This is a genomic window from Paenibacillus sp. CCS19, assembly GCF_033239625.1.
In the GTDB taxonomy this organism is placed as follows: Bacteria; Bacillota; Bacilli; order Paenibacillales; family Paenibacillaceae; genus Paenibacillus_T.
Window position 1 is genome coordinate 42213 of the sequence record NZ_BTCK01000009.1, and the last position, 17290, is coordinate 59502.

The window sequence follows — 17290 nt, forward strand, 5'->3', positions numbered from 1 at the left end:
TGCAATCGACTTAGCCGATGCATGCCTCGGATTGTTCAAACGCATTATGCATATTTCAACCGCTTCGCAGTCAAGTCGTTCTTAATGAAATCAATCCGCTTGCGAACGTAGAAGTCGAAGCTGTCTCCACGTAATTCTTTCGGCGCGATCGAAGCGCCTGACTCGTTGTCGATAATCGTTAATTTGCCGTCGCTATAAAATTTGAACGTTAGATCCCGGAAAGGGCGATTCTTCTCTACATAACGATAGTTCTCGCAGCGCTTCATGTTGATCGGCCTCCTTTAATTCCATGAAATGGATTGGTCAATGATTTATAGAACGTTTGTTCTTGTTTTTATTATACCAAACATTTGTTCGGATGGAAACTATTTTTTGTTTCTCGTAAGATAGAATGATAGAGAGGATTAACGCTTAAAGGAGACTAGGCAATGATTCGTGTATCGCACCTAACGAGGCAGATTCCAGGAGGCCCTAAAGTACTGGACGATATTAGCTTCGAGATTGAGCCAGGCGAATTCGTCGCGTTGAAGGGCGGCAGCGGCAGCGGCAAGACGACACTGCTTCGTTGTCTCGCACTCCGTGAGGCATGGACGAAAGGTTCATATGAGTTTGACGGGAAAGACGTGCTGTCTAATCCGTTGACGGGCAAGTTCAAAGTTAGACGCGAGGCTGCGTACCTTGAGGAATCGCCGATCCTGTATAAGACCAAGTCGGCGCTGCGCAACGTGATCATCGGTTCTGTGAACCAGACGCCATTCTGGCGCCGCTGGACAGGCGCAGTACGCAGCGATGATTATATGGGCGCAATGGATACGATTGAAAAGCTCGGACTGCTTGATAAAGCGAAATTGAAAGCGGATAAGCTGAGCGGCGGGGAGAAGCAGCGTATTGCGATTGCGAGAGCGCTTGTTCACGGTGCGAAAGTGATTCTAGCCGATGAACCGGTTACTGGGCTTGACCCGCACTCTGCTGACCAAGTGTTGAGTGATTTGAAGAAGCTGTGCAAGGAACAGGGGCTTATCGTTATCGCTTCCCTGCATCAAGGCGATTACGCGGAGCGGTTCGCAGATCGGACGTTCGGACTTAGCGGCGGCAAGCTGATGTTCGACGTAAAGGGCAGACGTCTGACCGAACACGAGAAACGCCAGCTGTAGCCCGAATTGATACGAATGGCTGCAAGAGGCGGGCGCATATAATGGACCATCTGATCGTATAGGAAGGTGGCTCCTGCATGGCTGTAGAACAACCGCTAGTCATTCATTCGCATAAAGTTACGCTGCCGAAGACTGAATTGCATATTCCCGTCGTCTCTGGCGCTCCGAATCCGGCTGCCGAGCAGGCGATTAATACGGAAATCCGCAAAGGTGTGCAGCAGCTTATCTCGGAACAGGGCTCATTGGAAGACCCGCGCTCCGAGATGATCGGCTGGTTCGAGACGAAGACGAACGAGAAGAATGTATTGAGCATCTCGTTGTTCAATTACGCATACACAGGCGGAGCTCACGGCATCACTCTGCAGAAGTCGCTGACGTTCAATACCGAGTCAGGCCATACTTACACATTGGCACAGTTGTTCAAGTCAGGCGCCGATTACGTGAAGCAGTTGTCCGATCTTATCGCTCAGCAGATCGCCGAACGCGATATTCAGACGCTGGAGCCATTCAAATCGATCCGTCCGGATCAAGACTTCTACATCGCGGATCGAGCGCTTGTCGTTTATTTTCAACTGTACGAGTTGACTGCCTATGCGTACGGATTCGCTTACTTCCCGATTTCGGTGTACGACCTGCAAGATATTAACGAGAATGGCCCGCTTGCCCTCATGGCTGCAAATAATTAATCGTTCGATCTACCGAAGTCATTAATGTTGTAGGAGAGAAGCATGTTGACGACAGTCATCGCGATTGCAGGACTAGTTGTTGTTGCTGGATTGGCCCTGCTCTTCAGAATGAAGCAGCCGCACCGCTATGAGCCTGAAAGCGTCTCAGAAGGTGAGAATAACAGCCTGTCAGATGCCGTGCATCTAGAAGAACTGTCTCATAAGGATCATGTAGCCCCTGTTGTGCGTGCGCATGCGGACAGACCTTCTGTACTTCTTGTGGATGATCACCCTCTGATGCGTCAGTTGATGACTGAGGTGTTGACGCAGACAGGCATTGGCGTGGTGAGTGCTGGCAGCAGCCAAGAAGCGTTGGAGCTGCTGAAGCAATATCGAGTAGAGCTCGTTCTTACAGATGTTCAGATGCCTGGCATGGACGGCATTGAACTGCTCAGACGGCTGCGTTCTATGAAAGGAAATCCGAACGCAGTCATTCCGTGTGTGTTCATGACTGGCAGCCTTGATGATGAGAAACGTCGAGAGGCGGAACGGCTCGGTGCGCTGGCCTTCTTCACGAAGCCGTTCGATATTCAAACAATTGGACAATTTATAGCGGAGCAGCTAATGAAGGACCGGCTCATCGTCTCACCTTGATGGAGAGACCGTATTATGCAGACAAGCATAATGCGGTCTTTTTGCTATGTACGGGCCTTGCAGCCTGCCGCTTGGTGCTGATCGAAATCACAGGCTCATACAATGAACCATCGAACAAGAGTGACGGAGGTGATAGACGTTGATCATTGGATTCGCAGCACTGGCTGTTTTCGCTGTCATTTGCTTACTCGCCATCGGATTGGCTGATGAAGCAGGGTCGAACATTCGTGCCTCCCGGCATCAGTCCTATGGCGGATCGACGTATGCGCAATTGGTGCATGACAAAGATGACCTGAATCGTTTAGGTTTTCCTCAGCTATTGCTGCGCAGCTATGGCAGTGCAGCGTCATTCGGATTGTCCTTCCATCAGCTTGGACTGATTGCGGGTTCAATCGCGGTATACAGTTTTGCGATCGAGCATGGAGGTTGGACCGTAATCGGTTGGGGATGGCTGATTGTTGGTTTAATTGGAGTTGCAGCCGGCGCTGCGATGGCAGAGTTGACTTCTGCGATGCCGACCGCTGGAGGGCTTTATCATTGGGCGCTTGCATTGGGCGGAGTCAGATGGAGCTGGGTTGCTGGGGGACTGCATTGGGGAGGCCATATCGCCATGCTGGCGCTTACGAATTACTGCGGTGCCAGCGTATTGGATACGCTTGCTGCTTCAAGCATCGGGTACACAACAGGAAGCGGGACGACGCTGGGCTGGATGCTGGTATTCTATATGCTGCAGTGGAGGCTAAATCTTATTAATGCTCGCAGGATGAGGCGTACGATTAACGTTGGCACGATACTTGCATTTGGGTTGGCTCTATTAGCAGTTGGCGGACTGGTAGGCATGGTTTATCCGGGATCTGCACCGGTGTTCTCGGTATTCGATTCCAGCATCGAGCTGGGCAATGGACTTGTCGTTGATTCGGGTGCTTCCTCCGTCTCAGGCTGGTTGATTGGGTTACTGCTGCTGCAGCGAATGTTTATTGGAAGCGAGGGTGGGGCCGCAGGAGCGGAAGAAACGGCAGATCCGCGTGTGAGGACGGCGTGGGCCGTGTTCTTGTCTCCCGTATACATGTTCGTTATTGGCTTCGTGCTGTTGTGTACCGTTACGATCAGTATTCCATTCGTTGCGAATTACAGTTACCTTGCATATGGAACATGGATCTCTGCTGTTATCCAGCCGTTGGTCAACTGGGATATCGTTGTAATCGTTCTCCTGATAATCGCAGTGCTGTTGTCCGGTGTGCAAAATATGAACGTCCTATCGCGCACCTTATTCGCTATATCAAGAGATGGCGTGCTGCCTGAACGTATGCGAATGGGGAGGGTTTCTGTTCGTACCGGCAAGCCATCGGCTGCCATTACCGTATCGGCTGTGCTGGCGGGAACTTGCGGGCTGCTATATGTGGGGTTGAAGGAGGGGGGAGAGTCGTCACTAATGACGTTGATCGGGTTCACAATCATAGCCGTTCAATTGGCTTGTGCGATTCCGATTGGACTTCGTCTATTAGGAGATCAGAACAGGGTAAGCAGCAAACTGCAACCAGCACCTTGGAGGCTTGGCCGAATTAGCAGGCTGGTAAGTTGGATAGCTTGGATTGGCATGCTAGCGGGTTCTGCAGGAAGCATTGTTCTGATATCGCCAATAGCGGGAGCGGCAGCAGCAGTGATCGGTATGCTCGCATGGCTGGCTTCTCTCATTCGGGGCAATGCGGTTAAACGCAAACTGCAGACGGCAGCGAGGATGTCACGTACGGAGCTTCAACGAATTGAAAGAAAATTCGGACCCTTATTTCTAGACGGGAAATGATCGGAAAATTTGAAAATATATTTCCCAGGGAAGCGCATAAAGATACAACTTCATTAATCATTCGACAGCAAATAGAAGTAATATTGCGACAATTTGTGTCGAACTTACAGATAAGACATTATGTATTTGCCAACGTTTGGCGTTTACCGTTATAATGGGCGCAATGATTGCGGGAAATGAAGCGGTCAGAATCGGAAATATTGCCCAGTATGACGATTGAGTGAGTGATTGGAAATTAGGTAGGTGTGTACATCTATTCTTGTGGTGTGGATAACTATTAGTATTATACTATATCTAGGTGCTACTTCGTCAAGTTAGTCAATCTATAGATTTGCCCCTAATTCTATAAAAGAATGGGGGTTTTGCCTATTGTTTATGCAGACAAGCGCCATGATACGCAGAATATGACCGCCAACGAGGGGGAAATCGGGAAATGAACGTTGGAAATACAATCGTCGCATCGATTAACGTAGGGATGCCGGATCAGCTGAAGCATGGGAATAAAGAGGTGCAGTCCGGCATTCGCAAGGCGCCAGTTGTGGGTAATATTCGAATTTCATCGAATGGACTGCCAGGTGATGGGCAGGCCGATCTCAAACATCACGGCGGCCCTGACAAGGCCATATGCGCATATAGCGCGGATCATTTCCCGTACTGGGAGGAGCGGCTTGGGTTCCCGTTGTCGGCTGGTGCTTTCGGCGAAAATTTCACGTTAACCGGTTGGTCTGAATCTGATTGGTGCATCGGCGATCATGTTCGAGTGGGTACAGCGCTTCTTCAGATTTCGCAGCCAAGGCAGCCCTGCTATAAGCTGGGGGCTAGGCATGAGAGACCTGAATTGACAGCTTGGGTGACAGAAAACGGCTATACGGGTTTCTATTTCCGTGTGTTAGTAGAAGGAGAAGCTGCTGCAGGCGATTCCATGGTCGTTATCGAGCGCGATCTTGCTGGCATTACGATCGCAGAGGCCAACCGAGTGATGCATCATGATAAGACGGATGCATCTGGTATTAAGCGACTTCTGGCCGTCCCGGCGCTCTCGGAGAGTTGGCGCGAGACATTAACCGAGCGGCTGAATCGTATCTAATTAGGATCAAAACATTCATATCGTTAATGAACGCAAGGAGACTTCATACATAATGGCAGCATTAGTCGAACAGTTACTAGCAGATATATTGAAGCAGTATCCAATCGCCGATAATTGGCAGGCCATAGATCGAGAGTCGGGCATGAATAACACGACCCGTCTAATTGAGACCGCTGCGGACCGATACGCCATTCGGTTATATGATAATCACCAGGATCGCGAAATCGTACGCTTAGAGCATGAGATGCTTCAGTTTCTAGTGGATTCGAATTTCAGCTTACGAGTGCCGGAGCCTGTTCGGAATACAGCAGGCGAGACCGTCACTTCCGCATCGACAGGCAAACTCGCATCCCTGTTCCGATACATAGATGGTAATCGTCCTTCTTCGTCGAAGACGGAGCATGTGCACTCACTCGGTCATGCTGCTGGCTTACTTAGCCGTGCGCTTGCACAATGCAAGACAACAAGTGAACCGCAATATAAGCCGTATTATGAATTAATGCAGTCGTATGACGGCTGGACCGATGAGAAAGTACGGAGTACCGCCGATGGCTGTTCATTTGATCCAGCAGTGTTGAGTGCCATTAACCGTGTTCTCGCCGTGAGGGAGAGCTTGGAGCGAACATTAATGACATTAAAGCAACTCCCGCACCAATGGATTCACGGGGATTTAAATTTCTCGAATGCAGTTGCTGTCGGTGATAAGATTGTTGGCATCCTTGATTTTGAGTTTTGTACCATTGATCTACGTGCGATGGAGCCGTCTGTTGTCATGGTCGATTTCATTGATGCCAATCGTACGAACGAGCAGCGACTGCGAGCGGTCGACACGTTTGCATCCGGGTTCGGCGAAGCGCTTCGATTAACGAGAGCGGAAGCAGAAGCGATTCCATCTTTAATGAAGCTGCGCATGCTTGATGTGTTTTTGCATTTTGCCAATCGCTGCGCCGATGGACTTGATGCTCCAGAAGTGTGGAAAGGGCAAATTCAGCATGCAGATGCTGTCTGTCAATGGATCGACGCAAGGCATGATGAACTGGCGCTTCTATTAAGTAACAGGCTAAGCGAATGAACGTACAACCCTCCGCCATATACTGGAATGAACGGCACAACGATCGGAGGGTGAGCAGCAATGAGCACAGCACGTTCACTAGGTTATGGCGATCAGGATCGTCTAGTGATCTTGAACGCTGATGATTTTGGACTTAGCCATTCAACGAATGAAACGATTACGAAGCTGCTGGAGGATGGAACCGTCTCTTCCGCGACGCTGATGCTGCCCTGCGGTTGGGCGCGAGAAGCGGCGTTATGGAGTGCGAGACGTCCAGACCTTGATGTCGGCGTTCACTGGACGATGACAAGCGAATGGGATGCGTACAAATGGGGTCCAGTCTGCCGAACAGCGCCAACCGATTCCTTGGTAACGGATGAGGGCTACTTCCCTAAGGATTCGAAAACATTCGAACGGCAGGCGGATCCGTCCCAGGTGAAAGCCGAGCTCATCGCGCAGGTCGAGATGGCGCTTAAGCTTGGCGTGAAGCCGACCCATGCCGATAACCATATGGGAAGTCTATACGGTCTTGCGACTGGAAGGGACTTTCTGACGCCTGTGTTCGAAGTGTGCGCAGCCTATGGGCTGCCGTTCCGACTGCCGAGGCATCTGCTCACGGAAACGGGGCAGATGGCACCGCCCGAGCTTGCGAGCATCGCGAAGCAGCGCGCTGAAGAAGCGGAAAGCTATGGAGTGATCGTACTCGACTATTTGCTTGGACTTCCGTTCGCGATGCAGACTGATGAAACGTATGAGTCGTATCGGGACCAGTTTATTTATATGCTGACCAACCTGAAGCCGGGCGTATCCGAAATCATTCTTCATCCGATGGAGCGGTCCGATGAGCTGGATGCATTCCATACGCAGTCCGTGAAGCGCGGCTGGGAATTGCAGCTGCTGCATGATCCATTGGTATTGAAGACGATCGAAGAGCAGCAGCTCATCCGCATTGGCTGGCGGGAGCTGCAGCAGCTGCAGCTGGCGCTCTGATTGTACGGTTTACTTTATTAAAGCTCTGCCGGATTATTATCGGCAGAGCTATTTTTCTATAACGGTCACTTCAGTCAACCAAAGTCATAAACGGAGTTTCGTCCCATAAATTAGTTAGTACTATATTGCACAATGCGTGCTGGGGAGGGAAGGTTTGTTGATGGATAATCAACTTGAAGCGCGATTCTTCATCCGTTCTGACCTACGAGAGGATACCTTCATCGTTCCGCTGCCGCAAACCTGGTGGAGCCGCCCTTATGAATATGCTTGGTGTGCACAGTTTGTTCGAGAACAGGAAGTTGTGTTAGACGCGGCTTGCGGCATCTCGCACCCGTTTAAGTTTTATCTGGGGTCCTGCAATTTATCTGAGGTGCACGCATGTGACTGGGATGAACGCATCGCGTCTAAGGAGGCCATCTTCGCCGATGCCGTCCACGATTTCGGAGAGGAAGCCGCTCATCGGCTCTTCCAACACACCGATTGGTCGAAGCTGCAACTAGCGCAAGCAAGCATTACATCGCTTCCTTACGAGGATAACTATTTTGATACAGTATTTTGCATATCGGTGCTTGAACATCTGAGCGAGCAAGACCAGCTTGCCGCTCTGCAGCAATTTCATCGGGTGCTGAAGCCTGAAGGCAGACTGGTGTTAACGTTTGATTATCCGATGGTAGACTTGGATCTGTTATATAATTATGCAACTAATGCGGGCTTCATCTGTCCGGCGTCGTTCACGGGGAATTTACCGCCCGATGCACTTCGATCGGAAATATGGGGGACATTGTACTGTTTTCGTGCCTTGCTGCAGAAGGGATCGTGACTGAGGTGGATCATTGTTCGGCAAAATGAAGAAGCCTCCAATACCATCACCATATGGGTGCGGTTTAGAGGCTTCTTACTTGTCATAGCGTTGAATTAGGCCTGTGTGATACGGGATGCTGCGATGTGATCGGCGATCCGATTGCCGTGGAAGCGGCCGGACTCGATAAACACCTCGTTCGCCTGCTTGCGGGAAGCGACTACACCGGCTAAGTACACACCAGGTACATTCGTCTCCATCGTCTCATCGTTGAAGGTTGGACTGCCGTCCTCTTCGATTGTCACACCGATACTCGAGAGGAATGCGCGGTCCGGATGGAAGCCGGTGAGGGCAAGGACGAAATCATTGCGGAGCTCTTCGCGCTGTTCGGGCCCTTCAATTGTGACGGTTGCTCGATCGATCTCCACAACGCGTGATTGGAATCGCATGTTGATGGCGCCTTTGGCAACAAGCGCTTCGTAGATGGGGAGCACCCACGGCTTAATCCCGCGAGCGTAAGTCTCGCCGCGGTAGACAACCGTAACCTCGGCGCCGACGCGCTCCAGCTCAAGCGCCGCATCAATGGCGGAGTTGCTGCCGCCGATAATCGCAACCTTCATTCTCGTGTAAGGATGCGCCTCACGGAAGAAGTGGCTTACCTTGTCCAGCTCTTCGCCCGGAATGCCCAGCGTATTCGGGTGATCGAAGTATCCTGTCGCAATGACAACGCGCTCCGCATGATAAAGCTTCTCTTCACCGAACCGTGTAATCGAACGAACTTGGAACGATTGCTCCTCTTTCACAACATCGGTTACCGTCTCGAATGCATTCACGCGAATGTTCTTGCGAAGCGTTACGGTGCGGTAATAAGCAAGCGCCTCTTGGCGTGTCGGCTTCTCGCCGTTCGTCGTGAAAGGAATATCGCCAATCTCAAGCCGCTCCGGCGTGCTGAAGAAGCGCATGTAAGTCGGGTATTGCGAGATGGAATGCACGATATTTCGGCTTTCGATAATAAGCGGATTAAGGCCAAGCTCGCTGAGTGCAATCGCTGCGGCTAGTCCGCACGGTCCTGCACCGATAATAATGACTTGCTCTCTACTGTCGGTTTCGCGTTCGAACGATCCGATCATTTTATCAGCCTCCTGCCCGGATGGTTCATATCATTAATATTGTAACTGCTAGCGGCCGCCTCGTGCAAACCAGTTGGCTAGACTTGTCACAAATCAGCGTTTGGTGCTGTGTACGAGCTTTCGAATCATGTATAATAGGGTTGACTTGCACGACTGGGAGGAAGCTAGATGCGACGGCGTTTTGTTATTGAAGCGGTGATGGTGGCAACTTATGGGCACTTGTTAGTGCCAAGTCGTCCGGTGGAGTATATCGTTCCTTATTCGACTATCGCGGAGCTATACGATATGAAGGACGGAGCTGATCCCGTCATGGAAGATCCATCAGATGATAAGCATGTAAAGGAGAAAATCGGCGAGTTGATCGCATTCTTCGAGGAACCGTTGAACCGGAAGAAGATCGAGAAGGCTCTGCAGGTGCCATGGCGCCAAAGTTCACCCTTGCTGCTGAACGAGAACATTCAGTTCACGATCGTTCACGCGCTCGACAACGCGCAATATGGCGAGTTGTTCGATCCGATCGAGACGGAAGTGCTGCTGGCGGGCATGAAGCTCGAGGTTCCGATTCTGTCGGATCAGATCGAGTTCCAGGAACGGCTCATCGAGGCCGAGATTCCCGTTCAGATCTACGATATCGATGACTTCGAATTCGCGGTGGAAGACGGCATTGAGCCGGAAGATCTGCTGGAGCATCGAGACTTGTAAAGCTTTTTATTTTCTAAAAAGGAAATAAAAAGGTTGCGCACCTTAAGATGGGATGCTAATATTTCCATGAACTCACTTAAATAAAAACGACATTTACGAAAGGAGGGACCGAATATGCCAAACGTTATTCCGTTTATGAGCGCTGTTAATGCCCAATTTGTTAACCAACAAATGTTTGCTTCCGTTAACGATGCGATGAACAGCTTTGCTGTATTCGGCCCTGACTTTTCGTAACCGCGCATATATCGAAGTCTGTCTCTGACTTCGTATATATCGTGTCGTCTGCGGGAAGACCCGAGCCTATGCGGCTTGGGTCTTCTTTTGTTGTTGCCGATTAGGGGAGAGTCAAGAGAGGAGAGAGAAGGTTGGCAACGTTACTTCGAATACTGAAATACGTAAGACCGAGCGCCTGGCTGGCTGTCGCAACGCTGGCACTCATGTTTCTCGCAACACTGATCGATTTGCTCGCGCCGTGGGTGCTGCGCAAAGTGTTCGATGACGGCATAAGCAAGAACGACATGAACATGGTTCTACTGTTAGTATTGGCACTGTTCGGCTTGCAGTTGGGCAAGAGTTTCGGCAACTTCGTGCAAGGGTACACGCAAGAGTTGATCGGACAGAACGTCGTATTCACGCTTCGGAAGCAGATGTACGCCCATTTGCAGCGACTGCCTTTCAAGTATTACGACAAAGCGCAGACCGGTCAGCTGATGTCTCGGATGACTGGCGATATTGAAGCCGTGAAGAACTTCGTCGGATTCGGCGGGATGATGCTTGTGGCGGGAATGGCTACATTCGTTGGTACGCTGATCTTCATGTGTTCCATGCAATGGCAGGTCACGCTGCTCAGCTTGAGTCCGATTCCGGTGCTGCTGCTTGTCATGTGGGTGTTCAGCAACAAGGTTGGTCCGGCTTGGGGCAAAATCCGTGAGCAGGCGGGTCGGTTGACGACTACGCTGCAAGAGAATATCTCCGGCATTCGCGTCGTGAAAGCCTTCGCTAGCGAAGGCAAGGAGAAGAGCAAGTTCGCTGGACGAAACGAGCAGAACTTCGAGACGAACATGCAGCGCGCGAAGCTGGAAGCAAACGCTTTCCCGCTGATGGGCTTCTTGGGCGGCATGACGTTCCTTATCATGATCTGGGTCGGGGCTGTCTATGTTGCAAACGATAAGATGTCGCTCGGTACGTTCATGGCATTCCAATGGTATACGTGGGGAATTATTTGGCCGCTTAACATGTTAGGCTGGCAGATCAACATCTTCCAGCAAGCGCTGAAGGCAGCCCCTCGGGTGTTCGAGGTGCTCGATACGAAGTTCGAGATCGAATCGCCCGCAGACGGCGGAATCGATACGTCCAATATTCGCGGCGCTGTGAAGTTCCAGAACGTCACCTTCGCCTTCGATAAGAAGTCGGATGAAGACCAGACGGGAGACGCTGGCAAGCAAGAAGCGGCCGCTGCTTCTGAACAGGAGCTATCGAAGCCAGACAGCGCAGTGCTTCATAACATTCAGCTTGATATCAAACAAGGCGAGATTATAGCCGTGCTCGGAGCTACAGGTTCCGGCAAGAGCAGCCTTATCGCTCTTCTGTCCCGCTTCTATGAGGTAACGGACGGCTCGGTGATGATCGATGGCATAGACGTTAAAGACTATGAGCTCGAAGGGCTTCGTCGAAGCATCGGCATCGTGCCGCAAGAGACATTCCTGTTCTCCGCTTCGATCCGTGATAACATTGCGTTCGGTCGTCCAGATGCAACGCAAGAGCAGATCGAGAATGCGGCTAAGAAGGCGCAAATCCATGAATTTATCGTCAACATGCCTTACGGTTACGATACGTTGATCGGCGAACGCGGCGTCGGCCTGTCCGGCGGACAACGCCAGCGTGTCGCGCTTGCACGTGCGATTCTGATGGATCCGCCGATTCTTGTACTCGATGAGGCGACGGCAAGCGTGGATACGGCCACCGAATCTGCGATTCATGAAGGACTGCTTGAAGTCATGAAGGGCCGTACAACATTCATCATTGCTCAGCGTTTATCATCGATTCGCCGTGCGGACCGCATCATCGTCCTGGACAATGGCAGAATCGTGCAGCAGGGCACGCACCGAGAGTTGAATGAACAAGATGGCTTCTTCCGCAGACTGTTGGAGCGGCAAGAGATGGCGACAGCGTCAGGTCATTAATGATGTTAATAATCGAAAAGGCGCGCAGTTGCAGCAATCATCATAATTTCATCATGCTAATGATTAATACCAATAACTATATAGAGGGGGAGTACCAGTGAGTCAAGTCGAATGGGATTCGGAAGACGAACTGGAGGAAAAGCCGTTTCAGCTCGCATACATGCGCAGGCTATTCCGCTACGTACTACCGTATCGGCGAACGCTCGGCATCGTCATCTTCATCGTGCTGCTTAACATGGGGCTTAGTCTTGCTGAGCCGCTTATGCTCGGTTATTTGATCGATTACGGCATCGTTAAGAACGATATGAAGCTCATTACCTGGATCGGCGTTTCGCTGCTTGTATTCCGGTTCATAGGCTGGCTGTTCGGATACTTACATACGAAGCTGATCAACTTCACAGGTCAGCGGGTATTGTTCGATCTGCGGCAGCAGTTGTTCAATCACTTACAGACATTGTCCTTCCGATTCTTCGATGGTCGTCCAGCCGGTAAAATCATGTCGCGGATTACGAACGACACGAATGCGATCGGGGAGCTGGTTAACGGCGGACTGATCACGACCGTTATGGAGGTTACGCATCTAGTCGGCATCGTCGCGATTCTGTTCTGGATGGATTGGCAGCTTGCGCTGCTGTCCTTCATTACGTTCCCAATGCTGTACTTGATCGTTAACAAGCTTCGTCCAAAGATTGAAGGCTCGTGGTCAAAGTCTAGACGTACGATGTCCGCGATTAACGGCAATGTGAATGAAACGATTCAAGGCATGCGTGTCGTGCAAGCATTCTCGCGTCAGCAGGCGAATGACAAGAAATTTAACGAGATTAACACGAACAACAAGTCGGCATTCATGCGCGCTATTCGATTGGAATCGACCGTATGGCCGCTCGTTGAGCTGATCGGGATGATCGGCACGTGTATTGTCGTTTGGTTTGGAGCAAAACGTGTAATTGATGGCGCGTTAACGATCGGTTTCGTGATGGCGTTCATCAACTACTTATGGCGGTTCTGGGGACCGATCAGCGCATTGTCCAAAGTATACAGCCAGCTGCTGTCTGCAATGGCTTCCGCGGAGCGCTTGTTTGAGATCCTTGATACCGAACCAGAGGTGAAAAATGCGGCGAATGCGAAGGAGCTTCCTCCGATTCGCGGCGAGGTCGAGTTCAAGGATGTCGCGTTCCAGTATGGGCCGGATAAACCGGAAGTGCTTCACGGGATAAACCTGAAGGTGAAGCCAGGTCAGCGCATCGCCATCGTCGGTCCGACAGGAGCCGGCAAAAGTACGATCGTCAACTTGCTCATGCGGTTCTATGATGCGACAGGCGGTCAAGTGAAGATTGACGGTCACGATGTGAAAGACGTTACGCTCGAATCGCTGCGCAGCCAGATGGGAATCGTGCTGCAGGACTCGTTCATTTTCTCCGGAACCATTGAAGAGAACTTGCGCTACGGCAATGAGGATGCAACGGATGAGCAGCTGCTCGAAGCGGCGAAGAGCGTACGGATCGATCAATTCGTGAGCAAATTCCCTGATGGATATGAGACGCAGGTGGAAGAACGCGGCAGCAAGCTGTCCGTCGGACAACGCCAGCTGCTTGCATTCGGACGCGTCTTGCTGAGCGATCCGCGCATCCTTATTCTCGATGAAGCGACGTCGAGCGTCGATACGGAGACGGAACAGCACATTCAAGCCGCATTGGCTCGGGTTCTGGAAGGCCGGACGGCGTTCATTATTGCGCACCGGCTATCGACGATTCGCGATGCGGATCTGATCGTCGTCGTACGAGACGGAAGCATTACAGAACTCGGCACGCATGACGAATTGATGAAGACGAGCGGCTTGTACGCGAATCTGGTCCAATCGCAGGTGCTCATGCAGCAATCGTTCAACGAAGTGTTGAACGAGAAATCGGAGCAACAGGTTGGGTAGTTGAAACTGAAGCGGATTACGGACTTTTTCCGTAATCTGCTTTTTTTATTTCGATGCAACCATTTGTAAGGGTAAAACGTCTGTTGTGGTGTGAATGAGACATAATTCAGATTAAAGTTTACATAAGAGGAGTGGAGCTTTCGGATGAAGCAGAAGTTGAACAAGGTGATGCCGCTATGGTCCAAGTTGTTCGTGGGTGCGACTGCGACAGCTCTTCTATTGTTCGGAGCATTGCCGGAATCCAATACGCAGTTCGTATTGGCTGATCAGCCTGTCGTATCGGAGAATTGGGGCACTTATGAACTCAACGCGCCGTTCAAGACGCCGCAATGGTCGCTGCCGATCAGCAACTGGAACTCCTCGTATAATGGAATTGAACCGCATGCTGCCATTGCAGAAGATGGACGCGTAATCGCCATAGATAGTAAAGGACATATCGTTGCAATCGATGCTGTCACAGGCAAGCAGCTCTGGGCGAACGGCAATAGCTGGCGGCCGCTGCTGACCTATACGCAGGGAACAGTATATGGCACGTTAAGCGATGGACGAATTGCAGCAGTATCCGCCGCTGCTGGCAAGGTAAAATGGACGACTTCCATGAAGGTGAATGGCGTTCAATCGATCGAACGAATCGGGGATGCGATCTACGTCACAGCTGGCATGAAGCTGTATGCATTCAACGCAGCGACTGGTGCACTGAACTGGAAGACGGTTGAGACAGGGGCTGAATACTCGGCGGGATTCGAAGGCTTGCAGCTTGTTGATGGCGTTATCATCCGTACTTATCTCGTTCAGGGAGCGTTGTCTTCCACTCAGATTAATGCATACGATGCGAAGTCAGGCAAGCTGTTGTGGAAACGATTCAAAGCACAGGAACCGATCGCGGTGCGAGGCGGTCTGCTCTACTCCGTGCAGGACAGCTATAACATGGGCGATTACGATCTGACGGACGATGGCCAGATTCGTGAATCGCTTATCATGAACGCGATCAATGCTCGTACCGGCGAAGTGAAGGGGACGCGCACCTATAGCTGGACGAGGAAGTTCGACCCGACGCAGTCCACACAATATGGCGTGACTGGTGCTCCAATGCTGGATGGCGATAAGCTCTACATTTTCCAAGGGGAGAAGCTCGCGCTCTACGACTTCAGTCAATATAAGCCGAATGCGGCGCCGCTTCAGACGTGGGGGCAGTTGATGAAGGATGCTTATCCGATGTATGCGGTGCACGGTGAAAGGATGCTGTACCGCAACTATATGACGGGTACGCTTGCTGCGATGAAGCTGGCGAATGGTCAGGTCATTGGCTGGCAGACGGACAATCCGGCTGTGCAGACCGATATTTATGGCAATGGCGTGTACATCGGCCAATCGGACGGCGTCTTCCACGCCTACGATTATGCAACGACGAAGCCGCTGTTCTCGGTGAAGACGAACTCCCGCTATTTCGGTCCGACGCTGAAGACGAACGGCATGATCATTGTGCAAAGCAAAGGAATGCTGCAGGCGGTGAAGCTGCCGGCGGCGTTGAAGTAAATGTAAGGTTAGGATTGTTGGAGAGACAGTGCCTTCGGGTGCTGTCTTTTTTGTCGTAGAGTGAGAAGATAGGTTTCAATTGACCTTCCAGTTATGAGAAAACAAGTCATCTTTCATGGGACACGACATAGGTTAAAGTGTACTTGCTGTGTGGGGAGGGTCGTCGTGAGATGGCAAATACTTCTGGTTGGTGTGATATTGCTTGTACTGATGTGGACAAACCCGAATCGTATCGATTTCGAGAATTGGGTACTCAAGAAAGAAGTTGAAAATTTTCAGAGAAAAACGCCTTTGGAGCCCGTATATCATCGAAGTAAAAACTATCTGTTGTTCTCCATACATGAGCTTTCAGTGCTTAGACAAAAGAGTGATTTTATGAGCGAGTACAACTCCTATGGGGGTGTAGGCATACTTGGCATGATATTTCCAACTGGAATGCCTGGTATGGATGGTAAGCAGTCCCCTGTATTTTAATTCGTCTAATAACCTTCCACAAAGGAGAATAGCCGAATGGGACCTTTTGCAAAAGATTTGCTCAAGGATAAAGTCGTTCTTGTAACAGGAGGCGCGACCGGGCTCGGGCGTGCGATGGGAGAGATGTTCCTTGAGCTGGGGGCGCATCTTGCCATTGCCAGCCGCCGAGAAGACGTGCTGAAACAAGCAGCCGATGAGATGGGCACGGAAGATAACCCCGTATTCTATCATCGCTGTGATGTTCGGGATCCTGTGCAAATCCAGGAGCTTGTCGATGCGGTGGAGCAGCGTTTCGGGCATATCGACGTACTTGTCAACAATGCGGCGGGTAATTTCATCAGCCCGACTGAACGACTTTCACCTCGGGCCGTCGACGCGGTGCTCAACATCGTGCTGCATGGTACGTTCTATTCGACGCTGGAAGTCGGCAAAAGGTGGATCAAGCAAGGACGTGGCGGCACCATGCTTAACATTGTGACGACATATGCGTCCAGCGGATCGGCGTTCGTCGTGCCGTCTGCAGCAGCCAAGGCAGGCGTATTGGCTCTAACGCGTTCGCTTGCAGTGGAATGGGCCCGCCACGACATCCGCCAGGTCGCCATCGCGCCGGGCCCTTTTCCTACAGAAGGCGCTTGGTCCAGGCTTTCTCCGACTCCGGAGCTGGAGGAGAAGATGATAAACCGCATTCCGCTAAGGCGGGTGGGCAACAAGGAGGAACTTGCCCATCTGGCTGCTTATCTGATCTCCGATTACGCCGCTTACATGAATGGAGAAGTCGTCACCATTGACGGTGGCGAGTGGCTGCTGGGCGCGGGCCAGTTTAACGACTTGCTCGAGGTCACCGAGCAGCAGTGGGATCAGCTTGCCGAGTTGACGCGGCAAGGCAAATAGAGAGAAGGATTACCCCACTTGAACCTGAGGAATGGGAACTACTAACGCCAATGTGGTGGGCTTGGCTCATTGAAAATGCTTGTCAAGATCTAGCGAAAGGTGTTCTCATTGACAACCATGGATGGGTTATTAAGCATCTGCTGAGACGCTCCCCGCTTATGGGACCAGATTCAGCTGAATTCAGATAGGCAGTTACTCAGTGGTCACTAGCAAACAGATATTCTAGTGCAACATTATTAAGAA

The 17290-nt window shown here is 51.2% G+C and carries 16 protein-coding genes; 14 read left to right on the forward strand and 2 right to left on the reverse strand.

Annotated elements, in window-relative coordinates; translation table 11 throughout:
• Positions 1-44: 44 nt before the first annotated feature.
• Positions 45-266, reverse strand: coding sequence for a hypothetical protein (locus SBI19_RS08970; RefSeq protein WP_317967179.1), 222 nt, complete (start codon positions 264-266; stop codon positions 45-47).
• Between the two features lie 162 nt (positions 267-428).
• Here SBI19_RS08970 and SBI19_RS08975 point away from each other — a divergent pair, with 162 nt between their 5' ends.
• The 8 genes from SBI19_RS08975 (at position 429) to SBI19_RS09010 (ending at position 8225) form a co-directional block, all read left to right on the forward strand.
• On the forward strand, positions 429-1154 hold the full coding sequence (locus SBI19_RS08975; protein ID WP_317967181.1) for a phosphonate ABC transporter ATP-binding protein: 726 nt from the start codon (positions 429-431) through the stop codon (positions 1152-1154).
• Positions 1155-1231: 77 nt separating this feature from the next.
• Positions 1232-1840: a DUF3298 and DUF4163 domain-containing protein gene (locus SBI19_RS08980; protein ID WP_317967183.1), complete on the forward strand. Its 609-nt coding sequence runs from the start codon at positions 1232-1234 to the stop codon at positions 1838-1840.
• 42 nt (positions 1841-1882) lie between these two features.
• A complete protein-coding gene (locus SBI19_RS08985) occupies positions 1883-2473 on the forward strand; it encodes a response regulator (protein WP_317967185.1) in 591 nt (196 codons plus the stop codon).
• A gap of 139 nt (positions 2474-2612) precedes the next feature.
• A complete protein-coding gene (locus tag SBI19_RS08990; RefSeq protein ID WP_317967187.1) occupies positions 2613-4277 on the forward strand; it encodes an amino acid permease in 1665 nt (554 codons plus the stop codon).
• Between the two features lie 433 nt (positions 4278-4710).
• Positions 4711-5364, forward strand: a complete 654-nt coding sequence (locus SBI19_RS08995) for an MOSC domain-containing protein (protein ID WP_317967189.1) — start codon at positions 4711-4713, stop codon at positions 5362-5364.
• Between the two features lie 52 nt (positions 5365-5416).
• A complete protein-coding gene (locus SBI19_RS09000; RefSeq protein ID WP_317967191.1) occupies positions 5417-6436 on the forward strand; it encodes a phosphotransferase in 1020 nt (339 codons plus the stop codon).
• A gap of 60 nt (positions 6437-6496) precedes the next feature.
• Positions 6497-7405 (forward strand): polysaccharide deacetylase family protein, encoded by a 909-nt coding sequence (locus tag SBI19_RS09005; protein WP_317967193.1) that lies wholly within the window; start codon positions 6497-6499, stop codon positions 7403-7405.
• Positions 7406-7565: 160 nt separating this feature from the next.
• Positions 7566-8225, forward strand: coding sequence for a class I SAM-dependent methyltransferase (locus SBI19_RS09010; protein ID WP_317967195.1), 660 nt, complete (start codon positions 7566-7568; stop codon positions 8223-8225).
• Positions 8226-8320: 95 nt separating this feature from the next.
• On the opposite strand, the gene SBI19_RS09015 is transcribed toward SBI19_RS09010, so the two are convergent.
• Positions 8321-9334, reverse strand: coding sequence for a YpdA family putative bacillithiol disulfide reductase (locus SBI19_RS09015; protein ID WP_317967197.1), 1014 nt, complete (start codon positions 9332-9334; stop codon positions 8321-8323).
• 168 nt (positions 9335-9502) lie between these two features.
• Here SBI19_RS09015 and SBI19_RS09020 point away from each other — a divergent pair, with 168 nt between their 5' ends.
• From SBI19_RS09020 to SBI19_RS09045, 6 genes are all read left to right on the forward strand, one after another.
• The gene (locus tag SBI19_RS09020) at positions 9503-10036 is read left to right on the forward strand and encodes an ADP-heptose synthase (RefSeq protein ID WP_317967199.1); all 534 of its coding nucleotides are present in this window, start codon (positions 9503-9505) and stop codon (positions 10034-10036) included.
• Positions 10037-10401: 365 nt separating this feature from the next.
• The gene (locus SBI19_RS09025) at positions 10402-12219 is read left to right on the forward strand and encodes an ABC transporter ATP-binding protein (protein WP_317967201.1); all 1818 of its coding nucleotides are present in this window, start codon (positions 10402-10404) and stop codon (positions 12217-12219) included.
• Positions 12220-12316: 97 nt separating this feature from the next.
• Positions 12317-14146, forward strand: coding sequence for an ABC transporter ATP-binding protein (locus SBI19_RS09030; protein ID WP_317967203.1), 1830 nt, complete (start codon positions 12317-12319; stop codon positions 14144-14146).
• Between the two features lie 144 nt (positions 14147-14290).
• Entirely contained in the window at positions 14291-15682 is a 1392-nt protein-coding gene (locus SBI19_RS09035) for an outer membrane protein assembly factor BamB family protein (RefSeq protein WP_317967205.1), read from the forward strand.
• A 165-nt stretch (positions 15683-15847) separates the two neighbouring features.
• Complete coding sequence (locus tag SBI19_RS09040) at positions 15848-16156, forward strand: hypothetical protein (RefSeq protein WP_317967207.1); 309 nt, start codon at positions 15848-15850, stop codon at positions 16154-16156.
• A 36-nt stretch (positions 16157-16192) separates the two neighbouring features.
• Positions 16193-17047 (forward strand): SDR family oxidoreductase, encoded by an 855-nt coding sequence (locus SBI19_RS09045; RefSeq protein WP_317967209.1) that lies wholly within the window; start codon positions 16193-16195, stop codon positions 17045-17047.
• The last annotated feature ends 243 nt before the right edge of the window (positions 17048-17290 follow it).

What these genes read in the sequence shown, in the direction of transcription:
- SBI19_RS08970 (WP_317967179.1), bottom strand. Translation starts at nt 266, where the DNA reads ATGAAGCGCTGCGAGAACTATCGTTATGTAGAGAAGAATCGCCCTTTC.
- SBI19_RS08975 (WP_317967181.1), top strand. Translation starts at nt 429, where the DNA reads ATGATTCGTGTATCGCACCTAACGAGGCAGATTCCAGGAGGCCCTAAA.
- SBI19_RS08980 (WP_317967183.1), top strand. Translation starts at nt 1,232, where the DNA reads ATGGCTGTAGAACAACCGCTAGTCATTCATTCGCATAAAGTTACGCTG.
- SBI19_RS08985 (WP_317967185.1), top strand. Translation starts at nt 1,883, where the DNA reads ATGTTGACGACAGTCATCGCGATTGCAGGACTAGTTGTTGTTGCTGGA.
- SBI19_RS08995 (WP_317967189.1), top strand. Translation starts at nt 4,711, where the DNA reads ATGAACGTTGGAAATACAATCGTCGCATCGATTAACGTAGGGATGCCG.
- SBI19_RS09000 (WP_317967191.1), top strand. Translation starts at nt 5,417, where the DNA reads ATGGCAGCATTAGTCGAACAGTTACTAGCAGATATATTGAAGCAGTAT.
- SBI19_RS09005 (WP_317967193.1), top strand. Translation starts at nt 6,497, where the DNA reads ATGAGCACAGCACGTTCACTAGGTTATGGCGATCAGGATCGTCTAGTG.
- SBI19_RS09010 (WP_317967195.1), top strand. Translation starts at nt 7,566, where the DNA reads ATGGATAATCAACTTGAAGCGCGATTCTTCATCCGTTCTGACCTACGA.
- SBI19_RS09015 (WP_317967197.1), bottom strand. Translation starts at nt 9,334, where the DNA reads ATGATCGGATCGTTCGAACGCGAAACCGACAGTAGAGAGCAAGTCATT.
- SBI19_RS09020 (WP_317967199.1), top strand. Translation starts at nt 9,503, where the DNA reads ATGCGACGGCGTTTTGTTATTGAAGCGGTGATGGTGGCAACTTATGGG.
- SBI19_RS09035 (WP_317967205.1), top strand. Translation starts at nt 14,291, where the DNA reads ATGAAGCAGAAGTTGAACAAGGTGATGCCGCTATGGTCCAAGTTGTTC.
- SBI19_RS09045 (WP_317967209.1), top strand. Translation starts at nt 16,193, where the DNA reads ATGGGACCTTTTGCAAAAGATTTGCTCAAGGATAAAGTCGTTCTTGTA.